This is a genomic window from Pseudomonadota bacterium (assembly GCA_039193195.1).
GTDB lineage: Bacteria > Pseudomonadota > Gammaproteobacteria > Steroidobacterales > JBCBZW01 > JBCBZW01.
The window spans coordinates 123,722-144,136 of the sequence record JBCCWS010000009.1; the positions used below are offsets into that span (position 1 = coordinate 123,722).

16 protein-coding genes are annotated in these 20,415 nt (G+C 62.5%); 6 read left to right on the forward strand and 10 right to left on the reverse strand.

Features of this window, described 5'->3' with window-relative positions:
- The first annotated feature begins 2 nt into the window (after nucleotides 1-2).
- On the forward strand, nucleotides 3-1,763 hold the full coding sequence (locus AAGA68_10595; GenBank protein ID MEM9385500.1) for an integrin alpha: 1,761 nt from the start codon (nucleotides 3-5) through the stop codon (nucleotides 1,761-1,763).
- Nucleotides 1,764-1,974: 211 nt separating this feature from the next.
- Here the strand turns inward: AAGA68_10595 and AAGA68_10600 are convergent, their stop codons facing one another.
- The 4 genes from AAGA68_10600 to AAGA68_10615 are packed head-to-tail and all read right to left on the reverse strand — an operon-like array spanning nucleotide 1,975 to nucleotide 4,601.
- A complete protein-coding gene (locus AAGA68_10600) occupies nucleotides 1,975-2,511 on the reverse strand; it encodes a lipocalin family protein (protein ID MEM9385501.1) in 537 nt (178 codons plus the stop codon).
- Complete coding sequence (locus tag AAGA68_10605; protein ID MEM9385502.1) at nucleotides 2,508-3,194, reverse strand: DUF6134 family protein; 687 nt, start codon at nucleotides 3,192-3,194, stop codon at nucleotides 2,508-2,510. The genes AAGA68_10600 and AAGA68_10605 overlap by 4 nt, the downstream gene beginning before the upstream one ends.
- Complete coding sequence (locus AAGA68_10610) at nucleotides 3,191-4,000, reverse strand: DUF1295 domain-containing protein (GenBank protein MEM9385503.1); 810 nt, start codon at nucleotides 3,998-4,000, stop codon at nucleotides 3,191-3,193. Before AAGA68_10610 ends, AAGA68_10605 begins: the two co-directional genes overlap by 4 nt.
- Nucleotides 3,993-4,601, reverse strand: a complete 609-nt coding sequence (locus AAGA68_10615; GenBank protein MEM9385504.1) for a DUF2878 domain-containing protein — start codon at nucleotides 4,599-4,601, stop codon at nucleotides 3,993-3,995. The genes AAGA68_10610 and AAGA68_10615 overlap by 8 nt, the downstream gene beginning before the upstream one ends.
- A gap of 161 nt (nucleotides 4,602-4,762) precedes the next feature.
- Between AAGA68_10615 and AAGA68_10620 the strand changes: the two genes are divergently transcribed.
- Together AAGA68_10620 and AAGA68_10625 are read left to right on the forward strand one after the other, a co-directional pair.
- Complete coding sequence (locus AAGA68_10620; protein ID MEM9385505.1) at nucleotides 4,763-5,467, forward strand: response regulator transcription factor; 705 nt, start codon at nucleotides 4,763-4,765, stop codon at nucleotides 5,465-5,467.
- A complete protein-coding gene (locus AAGA68_10625) occupies nucleotides 5,464-6,810 on the forward strand; it encodes a HAMP domain-containing sensor histidine kinase (GenBank protein ID MEM9385506.1) in 1,347 nt (448 codons plus the stop codon). The genes AAGA68_10620 and AAGA68_10625 overlap by 4 nt, the downstream gene beginning before the upstream one ends.
- Here AAGA68_10625 and AAGA68_10630 read toward each other — a convergent pair.
- Both AAGA68_10630 and AAGA68_10635 read right to left on the reverse strand, forming a co-directional pair.
- Nucleotides 6,807-7,217, reverse strand: coding sequence for a hypothetical protein (locus AAGA68_10630; GenBank protein ID MEM9385507.1), 411 nt, complete (start codon nucleotides 7,215-7,217; stop codon nucleotides 6,807-6,809). The two genes, AAGA68_10625 and AAGA68_10630, sit on opposite strands and share 4 nt — an antisense overlap.
- Nucleotides 7,218-7,552: 335 nt before the next feature.
- Nucleotides 7,553-8,065, reverse strand: a complete 513-nt coding sequence (locus tag AAGA68_10635) for a helix-turn-helix domain-containing protein (protein ID MEM9385508.1) — start codon at nucleotides 8,063-8,065, stop codon at nucleotides 7,553-7,555.
- 97 nt (nucleotides 8,066-8,162) lie between these two features.
- Between AAGA68_10635 and AAGA68_10640 the strand changes: the two genes are divergently transcribed.
- Together AAGA68_10640 and AAGA68_10645 are read left to right on the forward strand one after the other, a co-directional pair.
- Entirely contained in the window at nucleotides 8,163-8,531 is a 369-nt protein-coding gene (locus AAGA68_10640; protein ID MEM9385509.1) for a hypothetical protein, read from the forward strand.
- Nucleotides 8,532-8,645: 114 nt separating this feature from the next.
- Nucleotides 8,646-8,912 carry a hypothetical protein gene (locus tag AAGA68_10645; protein MEM9385510.1) on the forward strand — a complete coding sequence of 89 codons (267 nt, stop codon included), beginning with the start codon at nucleotides 8,646-8,648 and terminating at the stop codon, nucleotides 8,910-8,912.
- A gap of 72 nt (nucleotides 8,913-8,984) precedes the next feature.
- Here the strand turns inward: AAGA68_10645 and AAGA68_10650 are convergent, their stop codons facing one another.
- Genes AAGA68_10650 through AAGA68_10665 form a run of 4 tightly spaced genes read right to left on the reverse strand, consistent with a single transcriptional unit; the run spans nucleotide 8,985 to nucleotide 17,843 of the window.
- Nucleotides 8,985-10,562, reverse strand: a complete 1,578-nt coding sequence (locus tag AAGA68_10650) for a long-chain-fatty-acid--CoA ligase (protein ID MEM9385511.1) — start codon at nucleotides 10,560-10,562, stop codon at nucleotides 8,985-8,987.
- Nucleotides 10,559-16,393, reverse strand: coding sequence for an amino acid adenylation domain-containing protein (locus AAGA68_10655; protein MEM9385512.1), 5,835 nt, complete (start codon nucleotides 16,391-16,393; stop codon nucleotides 10,559-10,561). Before AAGA68_10655 ends, AAGA68_10650 begins: the two co-directional genes overlap by 4 nt.
- Before the next feature lie 35 nt (nucleotides 16,394-16,428).
- Nucleotides 16,429-16,974 (reverse strand): FcoT family thioesterase, encoded by a 546-nt coding sequence (locus tag AAGA68_10660; protein ID MEM9385513.1) that lies wholly within the window; start codon nucleotides 16,972-16,974, stop codon nucleotides 16,429-16,431.
- On the reverse strand, nucleotides 16,971-17,843 hold the full coding sequence (locus AAGA68_10665) for a TauD/TfdA family dioxygenase (protein MEM9385514.1): 873 nt from the start codon (nucleotides 17,841-17,843) through the stop codon (nucleotides 16,971-16,973). Before AAGA68_10665 ends, AAGA68_10660 begins: the two co-directional genes overlap by 4 nt.
- 496 nt (nucleotides 17,844-18,339) lie before the next feature.
- Between AAGA68_10665 and AAGA68_10670 the strand changes: the two genes are divergently transcribed.
- Nucleotides 18,340-20,010 carry a serine hydrolase domain-containing protein gene (locus AAGA68_10670; protein ID MEM9385515.1) on the forward strand — a complete coding sequence of 557 codons (1,671 nt, stop codon included), beginning with the start codon at nucleotides 18,340-18,342 and terminating at the stop codon, nucleotides 20,008-20,010.
- Nucleotides 20,011-20,415: the final 405 nt, after the last annotated feature.

A 20,415-nucleotide genomic window follows, 5' to 3' on the forward strand; every position in this document is an offset into this window, starting at 1 on the left:
ACATGCCAACGGACTGGCCTCTCTCTCGGCGTGGCGCCAACGATCGCGATCGCCTCGCAGGCGACGTGCAGCGCAGCATCCGAAGGCTCTATGCGCCTCGCTTGTCATTGTTGTTGATGAGCAGTGCCCTCCTCGCACTGCCTCCAGCAACATACGCACAAGCCTTTCCCGCGCGCTTCGAGTTGCGCAGCCTGTTCCCGCCCGCCGGAGGTGATGGCAGCGAAGGGTTCGTCATCGTCGGCGCTAGTAACTTCGACGATCTGTCTGTCGTCACCGCTGCTGGCGATGTCAACGGCGATGGCATAGGCGATCTAGTCGCAGGCGCGAGCGGTGCCCAGGCCGGCGCCGGCGAGGCCTACGTGATCTACGGCAGCCAGGCGGGTTTCCCACCGCTGCTCGATATTGGCCTGCTCGTCTCAGGCCAGGCTGGTGAGGGTCAGACAGGCACCGTGCTGCAGGGAACGCAAACGGGCGATCTCACGGGCGCGGCTGTGGCCAGCGCGGGTGATGTCAACGGCGATGGGCTCGACGATCTACTGATCGGTGCCTCGGGTGCCGCAAACCGAAGCGGTCGCGTGTACGTGGTGTTCGGCCGATCGGGTGGCTTAGGTGCCACCTTCCCCTTAGAGCAACTTACCCCGGAAGCCGGTGGCGACGGCACGCTAGGCCTGGTTGTCGAGGGCATCGACACGGGGGATGTCGCCGGTAGCGCAGTAGGTTCCGTCGGTGACCTGAATGGCGATGGCCATGGCGATTTCGCTATCGGTGCCAGCAATGCGGGGGATACCCCTAGTGCGGGTGAAAGCTACGTCATCTTCGGGCGACCGAACGACACAGTGTTCCCTCCACGCCTGAACTTGGCCGAACTTTTGCCAGAAGCGGGCGGTGATGGCAGCGATGGCATCGTTTTGACGAGTCCGTCGATAGGCAACACGGTGAGTGGCGTCGGCCGAGCGGGCGACCTCAACGCGGACGGCATCGACGACATGTGGATCGCGGCGCCTCGCCGGGGCAACCCTGAGGGCCCTGGCGTGTACGTCGTCTTTGGCGATGACTCATCCCTGGCGCCCCGCGTTGATCTTAGCGCCCTCAACGGCGACGACGGGGTGAGAATCGACGGCACCTCCGTCTCCGCCTACACAGGCATAAGCGCGGGGGTGGCCGACATCGGGGATTTCAACGGTGATGGCATCGATGACCTCGTCATCGGCGAGTCGAGCGGTGGCGGAGGGTCGGGCAGGGCCTTCCTCGTGTTTGGTCGTGACGATGGATTCCCTAGCCGAGTTGCCCTCACGGACCTGACTCCCCCAGGCGGTGCCAACGGCACGCGGGGCGTGCTCTACGTGGGCGCAACCCCGAGGGAAGCGGCTGGTGCTTCCGTCGCGAGCGTCGGTGACGTAAACCAAGATGGCTGGCCGGATCTTTTGATCGGGGCGTCCGGCGCAGATCGTTTCGGTGCCGAAAACGTAGGCCGAGCCTACCTGGTTTACGGACCGTCGGCGCCAATGCTCGCCACCTTCCCCCTCGGCCGCTTGTTCGCACGCGCAGGCGGCGACGGCTCGGAAGGCGCGGTGTTCAACGGCGTGGACGAGCAAAACGTCGCGGGCGTTTTTTCGTCGGGTGTGGGCGACATCAACGGCGACGGCATCGACGACTTCGCCATCTCCACTAGCGCGTTCTACAGCGCCCTGAACCGCATCGCGGCAGGCGAAGCCTACGTGGTATTTGGCCAAGCCGACACGCCGCGCTCGCCGTCGGAATAGCTATTGCTACGTCGTGTCGTGCTCGTCTGGGGCGGAGGAACAACCTCCCCTGAAGAGTGCGCTTGCACATTGCGAGAGCCTCGTGCTCGCCGCTCGAAGCGTTGTCCGCCTTAACCGCCGCTCGCTCCCGCATGTTGTTCGGCTTGAACAAGCCACGGCTGCTCAACTCTGCAAGAGCCGAGCAGCCGCGACTTGTGACCGCTCCATGAATCTACGATTCGGTTAGTTCCCAGCGCTGCGGAACTCGACGAAGCTCAGATACGTCGTAGCCCATCTCTTCAACCTGGTTGACCAGGGCGGTGTAGATCTCCTCCGACAGCGCCGGCTCGCGGGCCATGATCCACACGTAGTCGCGCTTGTTGCGACCGATGATGGTGGTGTCGTAGTCGGCGCCCAGCTGCACGATCCGAAAGTCCGAGCGAAACGGCCAGATGAACTGCATAGCCCAGACTGCATTCGAATCCTCGTCCACCACGATGGCGTTGGGCTGGTACTCCTTCGACGGTCCGTCGAAGGCCTTGTTGTTGAAGGTGAAGGTGGTCTGGATACGGTCACCGTCACGCGCGTAGCTCTCCACCGCGTTGAAAGCATTGCGCTCGAGGGGAGCCGGGATGTGGGCGATGACGTACCAATCGCCCATGAATCGATCCAGATCCACCTCGGGCACCGTGGCCAACTCAGGCTGGCTCGCGCAGCCACCGAGGGCCGCAAGGCTTAGCAGTAAGCTTGTCAGGAACGTGCGTCTCATGTCCGCGCCAGTTCGTAGCGAAGCTGACGACCCTTTTCTACCGTGGAGGTCAGGGCCAGCCACTCGCCTTCGGGGGTGTACCAGAGATCCAGATCGAGACCCTCGGCGTTGAGACTGTAGCGATCAGCCACCACTGGCTGGCCCGCCACATCGATCGATTCGCGACCGACCAGGGCCACCTCTACCGGTTGATAGGCACCCGTTTGTGAGTTCAGCAGCTGCGTGTCCTGAAGGGCTGCCAGATCCCAGTAAGCAAACGTGCGTACGCAGCCGGCATCCAGGGAATCGGGGCCGGCGGTGGCCGCCAGGTCGAAGCCGCCGACATCGCGTTGACCGATCACCCGGAACTGGTCGCCGTTGTCGTTGGTGCGCGCCTCGATCCGCTCGAGGCAGCCGTCGCGCCAGGTCTCCACGTTCTCGTGGCGGTAGCGGTAAGCCGTCACGAACAGGAACTTGACCTTGAACTGCGCTTCGGTCTCCAGCTTGTAGCCGTTTTCCTGCGGGTTCAAGCGGAAGTTGTGGAACCCGATCGGGTTGTCGTTCAGATACACCTGGAAATTCCATTCCTGGGGATCCAAGGTCTCGTTCACATCGGTCACGCCTGCGGTGGCGCCGGCCACGGTGACGGCCATCAGCATGGCGGCGCCCGCTGCCGCCTTGGTGAGGGTGTTCGTCAGTTTCATGCCAAGTCTCCTTGTTTCAGATCGAGATCCTTCGAACGACGTCGAGGGCCGGGGAAGAACGCGTTGGTCTCCCGCACGTAGCGGGCGTACTCGGGGCGGCGATTGCCAATGTCCTTTTCCAGCAGGGCAACGCCAGACACTTTCAGCAGCAGGCCCGACATCAGCAGAGGCGAGAGGAAGGTCCACCAGCCGCCGGCGGCGAGGCCGAACAGGAAGAAGCCCCACCAGATGCAGAAGTCACCGAAGTAGTTGGGGTGTCGGGTCAGGGCCCAGAGACCGCTGTCCAGCACCTTGCCGCGGTTGTCGGGATTGGCGCGAAAGCGCGCCAGCTGCCAGTCACCGCCAGCCTCGAAGACGAGGCCGACCAACCAGAGCAGGGCACCGACGACATCGAGAAGCCCCAGCGGTGCGTCGCTCTGGATCGCCACCAGCAGCGGCATGGAGATCACGAAGGCCAGGAGACCCTGCAGGCCGAACACCATGTACAGGCTCTTGAACTCGAAGGCGGGCTGGTTGGCCGCACGAATCTCCTGGTAGCGGAAGTCCTCGCCCTCGCCCCAGTTGCGCCAGGTGATGTAGGCCGACAGCCGTACCGCCCAGATGGCGAGCAAGGCCAGCGCGACGAGGGCTCGGGGTCCGACCTCCCCCAGCGCCGAGGCGTAGGTGGCAGCGGACAGCAGGAACATCAGCGACCACATGGAGTCGACGATGCTCACGTCCTTCAGGCGCAGGCTCAGCAGCCAGCCCAGGCTCGCGAAGGCGAGCACCGCGGCGAGGGCGGTTAACAGTGCACTAAGCTCAAACATGCGCCACCTCTCCTGCCTTGACGGTCACGTCGGTGCTGAACGTCGAGGCCAGCGCGAGCAGCGTCGGCAGAAGCAGCGCCCAGGTAACGGACAGGCCGATCAGCGCCAGCGTGGTGTTCGTGAAGCTCACCGCGCCGATCGTCGATGCACCCAGGTACGACAGGGGTCCGCACACCGCGCCCAGCACGGTGGCCAGGACCCAGCGATGTTGCAGCCAGCGGAAGGCCACGTTCAGGGTGGTAGCGAAGGCCAGCCAGAGGCCGCCGATCCACACGGGGGCCAACCAGCTTGCCGCCTGCCCCGAGCCGTACTCGAGCAGTCCGGTGGCGGCGAACAGGCTGTCCGCGGCGACGCCTATCAGGGCCGTCAGCAGCGCGAGGTAAAGCTCGTGCCGACGGTTGGGAACGGTCCAGAGATGGCCCGCCAGGACCGCGGCGCCAGCCCCGACCCCAAGCCAGGGGTTCGCATTGGCTGCGCCGACGATCGCGGCGGCCCAAGCGGCCTGGAATGCCACGACGTTGGCAAGCACATGAACGGTGGACGGGGAAGCGGAGGGTCTCGTCTCGGGGGGATCGTCAGCGATGGTCGTCGGGGTCTGCATAGCTCTCTCCAGTTGGGATGAGCAGATGGTGCAGCGCTGGTCCCAGCGAGAGGTCTCAGTTCCTTTTCCAGTTGTTTCTGAATGTTTCTACGGCCCCAAAAAACTACGCTGGAGCCGCCAATTCAGGGTTTTTTACCGGCAAATGCCGCTAAGGTGAGGTCGTGAACCGGGTACTGATCATCGACGACGACGAGCGCCACTCGGCGCTGCTGAAAAGCTATTTCGAGCGATTCGGTATCGAGCTCGTATGCGCCGTCGATGCCGAGACCGGTTTGCCCCTGATCGACAGCGAGAAACCAGATCTCGTGCTGCTCGACGTTATGCTCCCCGGCAAGGACGGCTTTGAAATCTGCCGCGAAATCCGACGCCGGGGGCAGCTGCCTATCATCATGTTGACCGCCCGAGATGACGTCATCGATCGCGTCTCCGGGCTGGAGCTGGGCGCCGACGACTACATCACCAAGCCCTTCGAACCGCGCGAACTGGTGGCGCGTATCAATACGATCCTGCGCCGCTCCAGTGCCGGACAACCCAGTGCCGCGGCCGCCGACGGGACGCTGCGGTTCGAGGGGCTAGAAATCGATCCTGCCCAGCGCGCCGTGCGGGCGGCCGGCGAGGAGGTGCACCTCACCTCCATGGAGTACGAACTCCTGCTGCTCCTGGCCAGCCACCCGGGCCAAAAGATGTCCCGCGATGAAATCCTGAACAAGCTCAAGGGCATCGACGCCAACATCCTCACCCGCTCCGTGGACATCATGATCAGCCGCCTGCGGCACAAGCTCGACGACACGGAGAAGCCAGGCCGGCTGATCCAGACGGCCTGGGGTTACGGCTACGTGTTCACCGGCCAAGCGGCCGGCGAATGAAAGGTCGGCTGACCCGCTCCCTCTCCCTGCGACTGCTGATTGTCTTTCTGCTGCTGGGCGCACTGTTCGTCTACGGCGCGCAGCTTGCCGTGCGCTGGGTCTACGCCACCGATCAGCTGCGCGAGCTGGTCAGCGGCCACCTGTCTCTGCACGTGAACTACGTGCGCCAGGACGTCGGCTTTCCCCCTGCGATCGAGAACGCCGAGGCGCTGACGAAGAAGGTGCCCGTGGACATCCGGTTGGTCGGGCCGGCGCTCGACTGGGCGTCGCATCCGCAATTCCCCGCCCTGGAGCAGCTCGAGTTCGGCTCCAGCGATGCGTTCGGCGAAGATGTGCAGACCTGGCTGCGGGATCTGGAGGACGTGACCTTCGCCGTCCTGGACGGCCGCGGCTACCTACGCATGGACAACGGGCCCTTCGCAATCGTCGTCGCCACACCGGCGCTGAGCCAGCCTATTGATCAGCGTAGGCTTACCCCCTTGATCATCGCTATCGGCCTGGCCTTGGTGCTGCTGGCTTACCTGGCGGTGCGCTGGCTGTTCAAACCGTTGGATACCATTCGCGAAGGCGCAGCCCTCATGGGTGCCGGGCAGCTGCAGCATCGCATTACCGATGTCCGGGAGGACCAGCTCGGCGATCTCGCCGGTGAGATCAACGCCATGGCGAACCAGGTGCAGCGAATGCTGGACGCCAAACGCCAGCTGCTCCTCGGCATCAGCCACGAACTGCGAACGCCCCTATCCCGCATCAAGCTGGCCCTGGAACTGGCCGAACCCAACGATCAGTCTGAGGGCATGAAGCAAGATGCGGTCGAAATGGAGACCATCATCGATGCGCTGCTGGAGGCGGAGAGGCTCAACGACCGCCACCGGGCGTTGGTCCGGTCCGAGGTGAGCATCAGCGAGCTGATCGAGGCCATGCTGGCGGACTACTTCAGCCGGGATCGGGAGCACATCCGGGCAGTCATCGAGCGTGACGTGACGCTCCAAGCCGATCGCATTCGCCTGACGCTGATGCTCAAGAATCTGGTTGGCAACGCCCTGCGCTACGGTAACAGGGAGCAGGGGTCGGTTGAGATCGGTGTGTCGACGCAAGGGAATAGGCTGCTGATTGCTGTGGCCGACCATGGCCCGGGTCTGGACGCCCGGCAAGCCGACGCGCTGGGTGAGCCGTTCTTCCGCAGCGATGCCTCCCGGGCCCGCGACACCGGTGGCACCGGCCTGGGCCTTTACCTGGCGCGGCTGGTGGCCGAAGCGCATAGCGGAACGCTGGCCTATGACCCTGACTGGCAGGTTGGTGCGCGGCTGGTGGTGGTGCTCCCGTTCGGGGACGGCGAGCGCTAAGGCATTGTCAGCGACGCACTGAGGAGCGCAAGCGCATGCGTCCGAAAAGGGGCGAGGGTCGATCCCCAAAGCGCCAGGGTGGTCGGCTCCTCCACCTGCGCAGGATTGATGCGGAAGCTGTATGTGTAAGGCGCACCGGCGCGGAACTCCATCGGCGTGGTGATGCTCACGGAGCTGTCCGTGACGCTAGCGTCGGCCATGCCACCGTTGCCTCCGATGCGCTGCACCCCGGTGATGCCTCCCGGCCCCCCGTTCCAATCGAGGCCCAGAAACTCCCAGGAGATGGGGGCATCGAACTCACCTGCACCGAACCCGTCGGACACGGTGAGGTTGAGGGTATCGCCACCTATCAATTCCGCCCGCAAGGCGAAGGGCGCGAGCTCACCGGAGATCTCGTCGGTGAGCAAGGCGGTGACGTCCGAAGCGGCGCTGGCATCGGCAAGTAGGGCGCCGGACTGGGTGTTGTAACCAGTCGCGCCGATGCTGTAGCTGCAGCGCGTCTTCCCCTATGCCATCGGCGAGCACCGTGGTCGTCTGCGGGGCTCGATCCCTCGGACCATGCGGCTGGGCTGCTTCAGCACGTGGTAGATCGGCGCGTAGGCGCCGCTTGCCACGAGCCGCCGCGTAGCCTCGCGCCGGCCCCTCGAGGCGTGGCGCGACCCCGCCCGAGCTCAAGGCGCACAGCACGCCCCAATGCTACATCCCGTCGCTACCGCAACCCGGGCTTGCCCGATTCACCCCGTTAGCGGTGCAGAAGCATCTGCGCCAGCTTGCTCACAGCACCGCGCTTGAGTCGCATCCCTGGCGTCAGCATCTGGCCAAGCGCCGCCCAGTAGAGCAGCAGAGCCCGCGCGCGGGCCGTGCTGGCGCTCAGCCCCTCGCTCAGTAGCAACTGCTCTAAGAACGTCAGGCGCACCTCGTCCACCTGCGCCACCTCCTCGGCGACCCAAGTGGCCTGCGATGCCCATGCACGGACCGCACGCTCGAGCTCCCAAGAGGCTTCGAAGGCCTCGCCCATCAGGGTGGCCAGTCGATCCGCGCGCCGGGCCTCAATGCGCCGAATGACTTGCAGGGTGCTGCGGGCACGCCAGTGCTCCAGCACTGCTCGGTGAAAGGCCTGGATGTCTTGGAAGTGCCAATAGAAACTGCCGCGGGACACGCCCAGCTGGCGCGCCAGGGGTTCGGCCTTGAGGGCGGCGACGCCGTTCTGGGCGAGCACGCGCGAGCCATGCGCGATCCAGTCGTCCCGGCTCAATCTTGACTCCATGGCGTCTCACCATACAGCACTGTATTGACCGATCAAGGCTGCGACGTTACGCTCTTACCGTACATCACTGTATGGAGCGGCTGCCATGAGCGCGTTCTGGTTGTTTAGTGGAGGTGCCTTGGGGTCCGTGGTCGCGGTTGTACACGCCGTGCTTGGCCAACGCCTAATCCTGAGACAGGTGAGTGGGCTATCGGCCGTTGGAAAGCGTGTCTTGCTGGCGGTGTTCCACCTCTCCTCCTTGTATTGGGCGCTGGCAGGGCTACTGATGATGTGGCTTGCCTTGGCCGCACCCAAGGAGCACGTGCGCCCGCTAGGCATTGTCGTGATGGTCATTTACCTAAGCAGAGCTATCGGTAACTTCTGGGCGACACGGGGTCGGCATTTCGGCTGGGTCCTGCTGACCGTGTGCGGCGCTCTAGTTGGCGCAGGCGTGTTCGGACTTACACGCGGCTAGCCAGGATTCTTCAAGTGGGGTCAGAAGGACCGCTCGCTGCCGACAACCGTAAATCACGTGCATTGCCCAGCTCCGGTCCGCTACGCGGCTGGGCTGATCGAGGTTGCACGCACCATGACGAGACCGATGCCGTCGACAGCGCCACCGGGTAGAGCGCAGCGCACGGTCTTGTTCTGCTCACGCAGCTTGCGCGTAAGCTCGAACACCGGCCCCCTGAGCGTGGGCAGCGCTTACGAGGAGTCCAATCTCGACGAGACCTGTGTGTCAGGCGCGGGCGTACGAGCCGGGTTCCCGAAGATGCAAGAGGACATCGAGAGCGGCTGGCGCCCCCCGAAGCCCTCTGAGCTGGCAGTGAACGCAACGGGGCGGCTCGGCGAGTGATGGAATGCTGCCGACTCAAGTCTTGGCGGCCCCCTGGCGCCCCACTCACGACACGGAACATACCCCGTCTGATCAGACCAGCTCGCGTTTGAGCACTTTTCCGGACGCGTTGCGGGGCAACTCGGGAATAAACTCAATGACGCGCGGTAGCTTAAAGTCTGCCAACCTATCGGTTAGGTAATCGAGCAATCCTCGCTTCTTCGGCTTGCTACCATCGGCGACGACGAAGGCCACGACGATCTCTCCCCAGATCGGGTGTTGCCGGCCAACCACGGCGGCCTCCTTTACGCCGGGATGACTCTGAAGCACGGCCTCAACTTCCGCGGGAAACACTTTTTCTCCCGCGTAGATGATCATGTCCTTGAGCCGATCCTTGATGAAGACGTACCCGTCCGCGTCGATGCAACCCACATCACCGGTGTAAATCCAGCCATCCTGCATGATCTTGCTAGTGGCAACCGGGTTGTTGAAATACCCCACCATACGCGAGGGGGACTTGATGCAGATCTCGCCAACCTCACCTGCCGGTAGTGACTCGCCGGACGTCGAAACGACCTTCAGTTGCACTCCAGGCAGGGCACGCCCAGCAGATTCCAGGTAAGCACCGCCGTGAGCTGAGTGATCACTTGGTCGCAGGCAGACAGCCATGTTGCCAGTCTCCGTCATGCCGTAGATCTGATAGAAGTCGCAGCCGAACACGCTCATCGCCTGTTGCAGCAGGCGGTTTGGGATGGGCGATGCGCCGTACAGCAGCGCCTCGAGAGCAAAGCGCCCCGGGCGACATCCGGGCTGTGCGAGCACAAGCTGGATCATTGCCGGTACGAGCGCAGCTTTCGTAATCCGCTGCTCTGTCAGAATCTCGACTGCGTGCGCGGCATCGAAGCTCGGCATCAGCGCGCCGGCAGCACCTGCCAGCGTGCCCTGCACAACCCACCACAAACCACCGATGTGAAAGAACGGAAGCGCATGCAGCAAACGATCGTGTTGATTTAGCCCCATCCATTCATCGCCAAGCGCACGCATGCCCTGAAGCAGGTCCACAAAGGTGGTGTGCGCTAGCTCTACTCCCTTGGCTGGGCCGGTGGTGCCGCTGGTGTACAGCTGCACAACCACGTCGGTGCGAGACGGTTCGCCTAGCGCTTGGGTGGCCGGTGCACTGTCGCGCCACATCGCGTACTCGGTGTGCGACAGACTGTCCGCACCGCCCAGCACCACCACTCGCCGAAGTGACGGGCACGTGGACCGCAGGTCCTCAAACGCAGGCAACAGCGCGGCCTCGATGATCAGAAGCTGTGCATTACAATGCTGCAGAATGGCGACCATCTCTGCGGGCTTCAGGCGCCAGTTGATGCCAACGAGAACCGTCTGGGCTAGCGTGCAGGCCCAAAATACCTCATGGCAGGCGATGCAGTCGCGGGAGATGACGGCCACCCGGGCGCCACGCTCCAGCCCCTCATGGCGCATGGCGCGAGCGGTGGCAACAGCGCGCGACTCCAAGTCGCCAAAGGCCACGCTGTCGTCACCGCAGGTAAGGCACGTACGGTTGGGGTCACGCTCAACCGCGCGGCTTAGCAGATCAGGGAGCGTGTCAGACGCCAGGTGGATTGCCTCCATTGCGCATGTTGCCTTTGCCAAATTGACAGTGTTCATCCGTTGATCCATGTTGAGCAGTGGGGTGATTGCGCTACGGAGAAGTGGTCACCGGGTGCGTAATCCACGCGCACACTGTCGAAGAGTGCTTGCCAAGGCGCAGGAGACAGCGAGGCTCGGCTCTGCTCCGCAATGATCAGTCGTAGATCCATGGGCAGCGCAGTGGAAGGGGAAACGAACTGCGCTGTGGCGGCGGCGGTCACCACCGCCCACGCCCGACGAAAGAACGCGCGATCCACCACCACGCGTTCGGCGCGCAGGAACTGGATGAGTCGTTCGGGCCAAGAGTCCCCAGCCGGATCGCCTGCCACCATCGCATCAACTTGCGCCCGCAACCTCGGCGATGCGCCCTGCCGACCAGGCTGCATTCGAACCAGGAGATCGATGAAGTTGGTCACGACCGGTGCGGACAGGTGTTCGAGCGGTTCATGCAGGCGTGCATCGATAAAGGTCACGTGGCCGATTTCGAACGGCATCTCTCGCAGCTGATGCAGCATCTCGAGCGCGACCGTCGCACCAAAGCTGTGGGCGTAGATGTTGATTTTGCCGCGATCCTTGACCTGCGTCAGACGCTGAAGGTTGTGTTCTGCCATCGCACGAATCGACCTCAAAGCTGGCGTGTCATCGTGTCCAGCCATGGTGAGGCCCAGCACTTCGCTACCGTCTCTTAGCATGCTTGCGAGGCCGTAGTAGCCACCGCTCAGGCCAGGCAGACCGGGAACGATCAGCGTTGTGCAGGGCGAGCGCAGAACGTTTAGTCCCTGGCGCTTCTTCCGCTGGCTCGACTCCGTCTCGTGCAGATAATCGGCAATCCGTCGCACCGATGAGAGCTCGAAGAACGTGCCCAAGGGCACTTCGACGCCAAGCTCTGTTCGCAACTGGGAGAGGACCTGCACCGCCAGCAGTGAATGTCCGCCAAGGCTGAAGAAGTCATCGTCGATGCCCACTCTCGACGCCGACAGGGCCTGACGCCAAATCTCGCAAATGATCTCCTCGATAGGCGTACGCGGGGCGGTGAAGGACCGCCCAGTACGCACTCGGCTCTGAACCAGCAGTGCGTTTCTATCCACCTTTCCTTGCGTGGTCATCGGCAGAGACGAAACAGTCCGATAGCTTCCCGGCTGCATGTAAGCAGGAAGCCTATCGGCAGCAAAGCCGCGCAGTGCGGATTCGGCCAGCGGTTGCGCGGCGGCGCAGAATGCAGTTATCGCACCTCCACGATCTGGGTCGTAGATCGCTGCCGCCGCGCTAACGCCTGGCATCTGGGCGAGGGTGGTCTCGACTTCCCCGAGCTCGATGCGATGGCCACGGATCTTGATCTGGTGATCCCGTCGCCCGCCGTACTCGAGTCGCCCGTCCGCCAACCATCTGACGCGATCTCCAGTTTTGTACAGACGCCCTTCGCCGTAGGGGTTAGCGACGAAGCTGCGCTCCGTCAATTCACTTTGCCCGAGGTATCCCTGCGCCAGGCCGAGGCCGGTGATGTGCAGCTCGCCCCAAACGCCAATGGGGACCAGTGCGAGCGCCTCATCGAGCACCAGTAGCTGCGTATGGCTAAGTGGCTCACCGATCGACAACGGCTGCCCCTCGACCAGCTCTGTGATCGAGGCGTTCACCGTGTACTCGGTCGGTCCATAGGCGTTGAAGATCCGAACCGGGAAGCGTTGCGCATGGCTTCGCGTTGCGGCGGGCAGCGCTTCACCTCCAAAGGCGACGATACGAACGCTCTCGAACAGTTTCGACTGCTGGGCGTCATCGAGCGTCTCGATCAAGCCGTAAAAGGACGGCGTGATGTTGAGCACGCTGATTCGCTGCGTGGTGATGAGTGCTGCCAGCCGATCCGGCCTGAGCTCAGTGTCTGGGCGCACCACAATGCCCGCACCGGAGATGAGATACGGAAAGATCTCCTCGATCGACATGTCGAAGTACAAAGGCGCCGAGAGCATCACTCGGTCCTCGGACGTCACTTCATACTGTTGGGCAATATGTAGTGAGAGGTTGGTCAGGGCCACCTGGTCGATCGCCACCCCCTTCGGCTGGCCCGTACTCCCGGAGGTGTACATGATGTACGCCGTGTCGTTTGCGCGGCGCCGACCGCTGGCCTGGTCGGCTGCGGGCGCTCTCTCTGGCAAGGCCACAACGCAGGTGGGCAGCACCGCATCCAGCGTCGGATTGGACGCTAGCGTAAGCGCTAGGGCGGCCTGGCTCTGCTCGGCGATTGACCTAATTCGTTCCGCACCGAGCGCCGGGTCGATCGGCAGGAAGGCACACCCCGCCTCGAGAACACCCAACATGTAGATCACCGCCTCGAGCGATCGGGGCATGGCAACGATGACGAGCTGCCCCGCGTCGGCGCCGTGCGACGCGATACGCTGCGCTGCGCCGCGTATGTGAGCTTGCAACTGACGGTAACTCAGCTGGCGATCTCCATCGACGATAGCCACCGCCTCGCCAGCACGTTCAGCCTGCTCATGGAAGCGGTCCAACACGGTCCGGTCGACCCAGTCGCCGGCTCGCGAAGGGCCGTGGCGTCCCAGCAGGAACCTCCGCTCGTCCGCGGCGAGGAACGAGAGATCGCGCACCAGCGTATCTGGCTCCGCCTGCACTTGGCGAAGAATGGCGCCCAAATAGCGAAGGTGCCGTTCGATGGTCTCATCATCGAAAAGCGCCCGCTGATACTTCAGCTTGACCTCTATTCGGTGTCGCTCGTCGACCACCTCCAGTGCGTACTGGTCATCGGACTCCTGGTACATCTCATAGGTGGGCTCGATCGCCAGCGCTGCATAAGCCTCCCGTGGCAGCTCATCGAAGATGTTCTGGTAGGTGAATCCGAGGGGCAGTGACTTGTTGGTGGTCTTCATCAAGCCCAGTCCGAGCTTGGCGCCAACTAGCGGGAAGGGGTACTGCCCGTGCTTTACCGCCCCCGTGAAGGCCGACTTCACCTCCTTCAACAGCGCCGTAAACGAGGCGTCCGGCTCCACGCGAAGGCGGGTGACGACCAGATTGATGAAGCACCCCACCGAACTGGCGAAGGAGCGATCGGGGCGCCCCCCCAACGGCGTGACGACGGGGATCTCATCCAGTCGGGTCAGCGCTCGTACAAGGACACCGAAGGCCGCGAGAAGCACGACGGACAGGAAGTTGCGATTGGCCTTCGCCAGCCTGCGCAGGCCTTCCACTTCCTCGCCGTGTAGAAAGAACGATCGACTGCCGACGCCCACGCGGGATGCGTCTAGGACGGTATCGCTGCCCTTCTCTCGATCGCAAGGGAGGCGCACGTCGAGGATGCTGCCGTGGAGCTGCGCCTTCCACCACTCGAGGTCCGCATCGGCCTTGTCGCTACCAATGTACGACTCCTCCCACTCAAGGTAGCGGGCAAACCCCAGCTCCCGTCGGATCGGTATCTCCTGGGCGGGCGTACCGCGCGACAGTCGCTCGTAGGTGTTCCAAAACGTCTTGAGGAATTGCACCGCGGAGAAACCGTCGATCACGATGTGGTGCACGACGAACAGCAGATAGGCCGTGGGTGCGGATTCCTGGGTGAAGAGAAACGTGCGAAGGAGGGGGTCGTGCGCCAGGTCGAGGGGAGTGCGTAGCCGTTCCCAGGCCTGCGCAAGCATCTCGTCCTTCGTCGTGAAGCTAGACTGCTCGATATCGAGGTAAGGGGTGATGTCCCGGCGAACCGCCTGGGCCACTGCGCGCATGTCGTCGTCCTGGATGAAGCGCATACGCAAGGCAGGGAAGGACTGCAGACACACGGCCAGCGCCGCGCAAAGTAAACCAATCTCTAGGCCGCGATCCGCACGCTGGAAAATTGGCACGTTGAAACTCGTGTTTGCGGGCTGCGTCTCCTGCACCAGCCAGAGTCCCTTCTGGATTTCCGAGAGGGGCAGCAGCACGAGCGAGTCCTCGTCCTGGTCGAAGCGGGTGGGGTCCAACGTAGATCGCATCGGGAGAGCGCTCTGCAGCCGCCCGCCCAGGAATTCGGCAAGCTCCTGGAACGAGCTAAGCCCCAGCAGTTCACCTAGCTTCAGCTCAAGGCCGAGCTTATCGTTGACGCCTTGACAGAAGCGGACCACGGCAATCGAGTCGAAACCGTAGTCGATCGGTGATTTATCTGGATCGAGCGCTTCGAGGGGCCGGCCGAGCGCTTCCTGGGCGATGTCGTTCACCGTGGCCAGCGTAGATTCCGTGAGGTACTGCAGGTAGTGAAATGGCTCCTCGGTGGCCACTTCCTCTGAAGGTGACCCGGACGCAAGGGGCATACTTACTGTTGCCGCAGGGCCCTGCGCTGCTTCCGACAGCACGAGATGTGTGGTCATGCCGCCAATCGCGTAGCTATTCAGTCCCACCATTCGAGGTTCGTCGCCATCGCGCTGCCAAGGGCTTGGGGTCGCGGCAGCCGCCAGGTGGGGGAAGTCGTTGAGTTGAGAGGTCTGGGGAGCGTAGCCTGCGAGGCCCGGAATGATGCCGGCGCGCAAAGCGTGAATGGCCTTGACCAGCGCGGCGAAGCCAGAGGCAATTTCGGGGTGGCCCACATTCGGTTTCACGCTGCCGATCGACCACGTTTTCCCGGTTTTTGCGCTCCGCGCCGACAGCGCCGCGTCCAGGGCCGAGAGCTCGATCGTGTCTGCAAGCGGATTGCCTATTCCGTGCGCCTCGATACAGTCGAGCTGATCGCTGCACACACGCGCGTCGTCGAGGCAGGCCTCAACCGTCGCACGAATTGCCCTCGCGTTGGGTGCCTCCAGCGAATACGAGCGGCCCCCGTGCGCCGCTGCCGTGCCAAGCACCCAGGCCAGGGGCGCCAGCTCGGCGCACTCGGTAAGCCGCGGGGATGCGAGTACTAGCGCCCCCACGCCCTCGGCGCGCACGAAGCCCTCCGCGTCATTGCTGAAGCTGCGGACCACGTTCGTGGGATCCAATAGCTCGGCGTAGTCGCCCCTAGCAGCCGCTGCATAAAACTGGCCGTCGTCAACAAAGCTCGTGCCCAGCACAATCGCCAGCTCGCACTCGCCTTCGCGCAGGCTGCGCACCGCGCGATGGACCGCGACAAAAGAGCTGGCGCACAGGGCGCTCACCGTTTCGCTCGGGCCCTTCAAATCGAGCAGATAAGATACCGCGTTGGCCAGCGGCAGGTTGACGACGCTCCGTCCAGCCGCCCCCGTTTCCGCCGCGGCAAAGACCCCAACCCGGTGTGAGGTCAGGAGATCCTTCGCGATGCGATAGCGTTGGAGTGCTTGCGCCACGATGTCGAGCGCAGCGAAGACCGGCTTGCACTTCAGCAGTGCCTCGGCACCGACTACCCTCAACCCTAGTTGTTGGATTGCGCTTTCATCCGACGAGGGCAGCTTGACCTTTCCATAGCCTAGCGTGGTGTGAGGGCTGAAACTGCGAGCCTGAAGCGTTGCGCCATCCAGGGCACGTTGCCATAGCGTCTCGCTGGCGTCGCTTTCTGCAAAGCGAGTTGCCTCGGCTAAAATTGCAACTCGAGAATCGGTTTCCTGATCCAGCGGCTCCTGAACTGACGCTTGGGATGCCGCTTCCTGAGCCTGTTGCTGGCCCGCACGCGGTCGATCAACAAGAAAGCTCGCTAGGTCACCCACCGTCGGGCATTCGAAGAGCGCCGTATTTGGCACGGGGCGTCCCAACCGCTGCTCCAACGCTACGCGCACCTCCATCGCCTGCACGGAGCTAATCCCTAGATCAGCAAAGGCGTCCCTATCGGAGATCTCACTGGCCTCGTCCAGCATGACAAAGTCCACCAGGATCTCCCGAACGGTCAGCGACATCTCGGTCAGCTGATCCATGGCACGTGCCGTATTCAACATGAGCGGTTTCCGTGAGTGAGCGTCGGTGTCAGCGCCTAAGGATGGAGTATGCCGAGGGTGACCTCGCCCTTGGCACGACCCGCGCCAGCATCCCGGAAGGTGCACGCCATCTTGAGGATGACGCACTTGCGGCTGCTACGTGCGCTGACGATTTCGACACGTCCCTGAAACATCGACGCATCTATCGGGGCGGAGTAGCGAGACCGAATATCCATGATCAGGAAGTTGGAGAGCTTCTTCTCATGGAACGAATCGAGCGTGAAGTGGCCAAGCTCTGGAATGAACCCAAGCTCTATGCCCCGGGCGAGGAACACGTAGGCAAGCTGGTTGTAGCAGATGTTGAACTCGACCGCGTTGAAGTGGCCCGTGTCGTCGATGTAGCACGACTTAGGAATCGAGAAGGCGCCCTCACAAGCGAATGCGTTACCAGCGTCTGCGTTCGCAGTTTTGACCACATAGGCCCCTTGCAGGTAGCGACAATGATCGCGATAGGGCTCCAGTACACGGTCGATGAAGGCACCTTCGATGGCTGAGGTACCCAGGTGCATTGCCTCTTCGCAGCGGACGGCTTGGCTCATCATGATGCAATTCCCTCGTAGAACGGTTCGTGGTCGTAGATGCCGATTCGGTAGCTCTTGCTTTGTGTGCCGGGAGGGGCACCAGTCGACTTGTGGTTGAGACTCCTGTTGTCCCAGATAATCAGATCGTCCTTCTCCCAAGCGTGCAGGTGAACGAAGCGCTCCTGCTCGCAGAAGGAGAAGACCCGGCTCATCAGAGCCTCGTTTTCCTCATGCGAGAGGCCTTCGATCTTCGTGGTAAAGCCGCTGCTCATGTAGAGCATGCGTTCCTGGGTAACGGGATGGCGGATGACCGCAGGGTGGCGAACCGGAGGCACCTCGTGATGCACGCGATCGAGGATCTCCGCGAGCGAGAGGTCGATGTCGGACGCTTGTATCTTGTAGCGCATTTTTCCCTCGTGAATCGCCACGGCAGCGTCTAGGAAGGTTCGTAGATCATCAGGGAGTTCTTGATAGATCTTGACCATATCCATGTAATAGGTGCCCCGCTGCTCCCGTGGGAACACCAGCGGACGGATCGAGGTGAACGGCAGGGGACTGGTCTCGAACTGACAATCCGTATGCCAGTACCGTCCGGTGCCCGATACGCCCACCTTCTTGCCCTTCTCAAGCATGTTCGTGGATACGAAAATCTCGGGGTGCTCGGGATGGTGGTACTGGGGCTGAAAGTAGACCTGCGGTGTTCCCACTTTCCTGGTGAACTCCAGGTACTCCTGTGTGGTTAGCTCTTGCTTGCGAATGGCAAGAAGCTTGTTGCGATAGATCGCATCGCGGATCTGCCCTATCTCCTCGCTTTGACCATCAAGTTGCCGAACGTCTACGTTCACGAGCTCGGCGCCGATCCCGCCGGGTGGTGCATCGATGATTTGCATGGGTCCCTCTTTCGCTGTTTTGCCAGCGAGCTGTGTACACGTCACACCAACTCGAATTGCGTGCTCGAGACGCTACGGTGGGTTGTGCACGCCACGGCTGCTCTCGACCTCACCCCCTAATGCGGATTCCGACTAAAAATCGTGTCACTCGCGATGATTCCGGCGCTCGAAAGAGGTCTCGGCCGAGCATTTCCCAGTGGGACCGGAGCTCGGCCGATCCCCGACCTTCACCCAATCCACGTGAGCAAGCGAATGAGCGTTGTGGTCTAGGGCGCTCTTTTAGCAGCCAAAACGCGTGACGGTCGCCACGCCCGGCAGCGGGTCGCCGTGTACCCCCCCCCCGGAAGGACCTGGAAGTAGCACGCAGCCGGGGGCTGAATGCGATTGGGCGCTGGGAATGAGCGGCCAACGCGCAATGATCGGAAATGACCGATGTGTGATCCTACGATCGATATTGACGTAAGCTGCATTCCATGCAGCTACACGGAGAGCCTCGATGCGTCTCGCACTACGTAGCTGGATCGCCCTCAGTGCGCTGACACTTTTGTCGTGTGACTCCAAGGGCGCACCAGAAGTTGGCGATCACGTACGGTCAAATGCGCAAGCCCGCGTGTCGTCGCTCGAGCAAGTGGTCGACGATATCCGGGATTTGTACAACGCTCCCGGCGTTTCAGTTGGAATAGCGAGACGAGATAGCGTCGAAGCTGGGGGGTTCGGGCTGCGCCAATGGAACCGTGATGTGGGTGTAGATGCCCATACCAGCTTCCCGATTTATTCTGTCACCAAAGTCTATCTGGGCCTTGCGATTGCTCGATTGGCCGATGCCGGTAGATTGAGTTTTGACGACCGCGTTACAAAGTGGATTCCGAACTTCTCCGTTGCCGACAAGAGCGTTGTTGAAAGAGCGACAGTGCGCCATTTGCTGGCGCACAGCATTGGTGTGGAGTCTGCCGACTTCTGGCTGGAAAACGTACCGGGCGTCACGCTTGACGAGGTGATAGCTCGCATCGCCAATCAACCGCAGGCCAAGGCCTTCGGCGCGTTCTATTACAGTGACACTGAGACCAACCTCCTCGCCAAAGTCATTGAGGAAGCATCGGGGATGTCGTGGGGCGCGGCAGTCAAGACATGGGTTCTTGAGCCTATGGACCTGGAGAACACCTACATGCAGGCCCACGAGTTTGCGAAGCCGGGCTCGATCGTGCCAACAGGCGACGGCTGGGGCACGGAGGGTACACAGGTTGGTATGGATGCCGTAGCAGGGGCGCGCAACATAGCGCCGCCTCAGGCGGTGTGGCCCGATGGCACTGAGAGACTCGTGCGCGATGAGCGTGAGCGTGGTCCGAACGTGCTGCCGTTCCAGTCATCCCCAATCGACCCTGCGCAAAGTGCCTACTCTTCAGCGCATGACATGGCGAAGCTTGCGCAGATGCTGCTCAATGAGGGCGTGCATGAAGGTGATGTGTTTGTCTCGAAAGCCGCTTTTTTCAATCTGATCAAACCCGTGATCGAGTTCTCTGAGCGCCCCGCCGGTGGCACATCAGAGCGCCTGCGGTGGCGCACGGCGTCCGCCGGACCGTTTCTACTCTACGATGTCCACGGACAAGATTGCTTCGGCCATACGGGGGGATCGTTAGGCGCGGAAGCGGATCTACTGGTTTGTCCCGGGCTTGGCATCGGCACCTATGTCGGTACGACCGGCTCGCTCTATATCGGCGGTGCCGGCAGCGCCCTTGTCGATCACATTTTTTCCAAATACCTCGGGCGCGATGATGACGCGATTGACGCTGCGAAGAAGCGCTTGCGAGACACTGTCGAGAGTTACGCCGAGTATCAGCGCGAGTTCGATCTTCGGCTCGCTGAAATCCGGACGGACGGCGCGCCGATGGAAAAGCTCGAATCCTACATCGGCCGCTACGAGGACGGTTTCGCAGGCACTCTCAACGTGGTGATGGCCGATGAAGGGGCGCTAGTAGCTTCGCTTGGCCCAGGAGCTATTTGGGATCTAACGCCGCTCGCCGATGATACGTTTCTCGCCACGTGGAAGGGTCCGCGCCGAAGTCGGACACTCCATCGATTCTCGCGGGGTAGTGGCGAGACGATAAATGCGGTCACTCTGCCCCCTTACGGCGGCGGCGTCACAGTAACGCTTCGTCGTATCCAATAGCCACGACGTGGCTGACACTCCGCCACACAATGGTCTAGCTAGCGTCCTGGTTCAACACCTTGCCTCGGGAGTGCCCCTTCCCATACTTGCGGATTGGCAGGCTGGCGCATCGCAACCCACACCGCCATCACGGGGCGCTACCCGCAGAATCGGCGCGCTTCGAACTTTGGGTTTGCCGCCCGTAGCGGTCGGACCTCTCTGTCTTCCAGACTGCTCTCCACGTCCTTCGAAAACCAGCGTCCAGGATCACCGTGTCTTCCTGCCACCACGGACGCCTTCCGGGGGCACTGTGCACCCTCGACACCAAATTGCCGCGCGTGACGCGCACGCGCAGCGACGGGGGACAGCCTACACCAGGGCGTGCAGCATGCTGTCGATGGACGCCTTCGCATCCCCTTGAGTTGA

Bases quoted from the DNA above. Each gene is read 5' to 3' on its own strand.
- AAGA68_10605 (MEM9385502.1), bottom strand. From the start codon at position 3,194: ATGAAACTGACGAACACCCTCACCAAGGCGGCAGCGGGCGCCGCCATG.
- AAGA68_10660 (MEM9385513.1), bottom strand. From the start codon at position 16,974: ATGATGAGCCAAGCCGTCCGCTGCGAAGAGGCAATGCACCTGGGTACC.
- AAGA68_10670 (MEM9385515.1), top strand. From the start codon at position 18,340: ATGCGTCTCGCACTACGTAGCTGGATCGCCCTCAGTGCGCTGACACTT.
- AAGA68_10645 (MEM9385510.1), top strand. From the start codon at position 8,646: ATGACGAGACCGATGCCGTCGACAGCGCCACCGGGTAGAGCGCAGCGC.
- AAGA68_10610 (MEM9385503.1), bottom strand. From the start codon at position 4,000: ATGTTTGAGCTTAGTGCACTGTTAACCGCCCTCGCCGCGGTGCTCGCC.
- AAGA68_10595 (MEM9385500.1), top strand. From the start codon at position 3: ATGCCAACGGACTGGCCTCTCTCTCGGCGTGGCGCCAACGATCGCGAT.
- AAGA68_10665 (MEM9385514.1), bottom strand. From the start codon at position 17,843: ATGCAAATCATCGATGCACCACCCGGCGGGATCGGCGCCGAGCTCGTG.
- AAGA68_10600 (MEM9385501.1), bottom strand. From the start codon at position 2,511: ATGAGACGCACGTTCCTGACAAGCTTACTGCTAAGCCTTGCGGCCCTC.
- AAGA68_10650 (MEM9385511.1), bottom strand. From the start codon at position 10,562: ATGAACACTGTCAATTTGGCAAAGGCAACATGCGCAATGGAGGCAATC.
- AAGA68_10640 (MEM9385509.1), top strand. From the start codon at position 8,163: ATGAGCGCGTTCTGGTTGTTTAGTGGAGGTGCCTTGGGGTCCGTGGTC.
- AAGA68_10655 (MEM9385512.1), bottom strand. From the start codon at position 16,393: ATGTTGAATACGGCACGTGCCATGGATCAGCTGACCGAGATGTCGCTG.
- AAGA68_10625 (MEM9385506.1), top strand. From the start codon at position 5,464: ATGAAAGGTCGGCTGACCCGCTCCCTCTCCCTGCGACTGCTGATTGTC.
- AAGA68_10615 (MEM9385504.1), bottom strand. From the start codon at position 4,601: ATGCAGACCCCGACGACCATCGCTGACGATCCCCCCGAGACGAGACCC.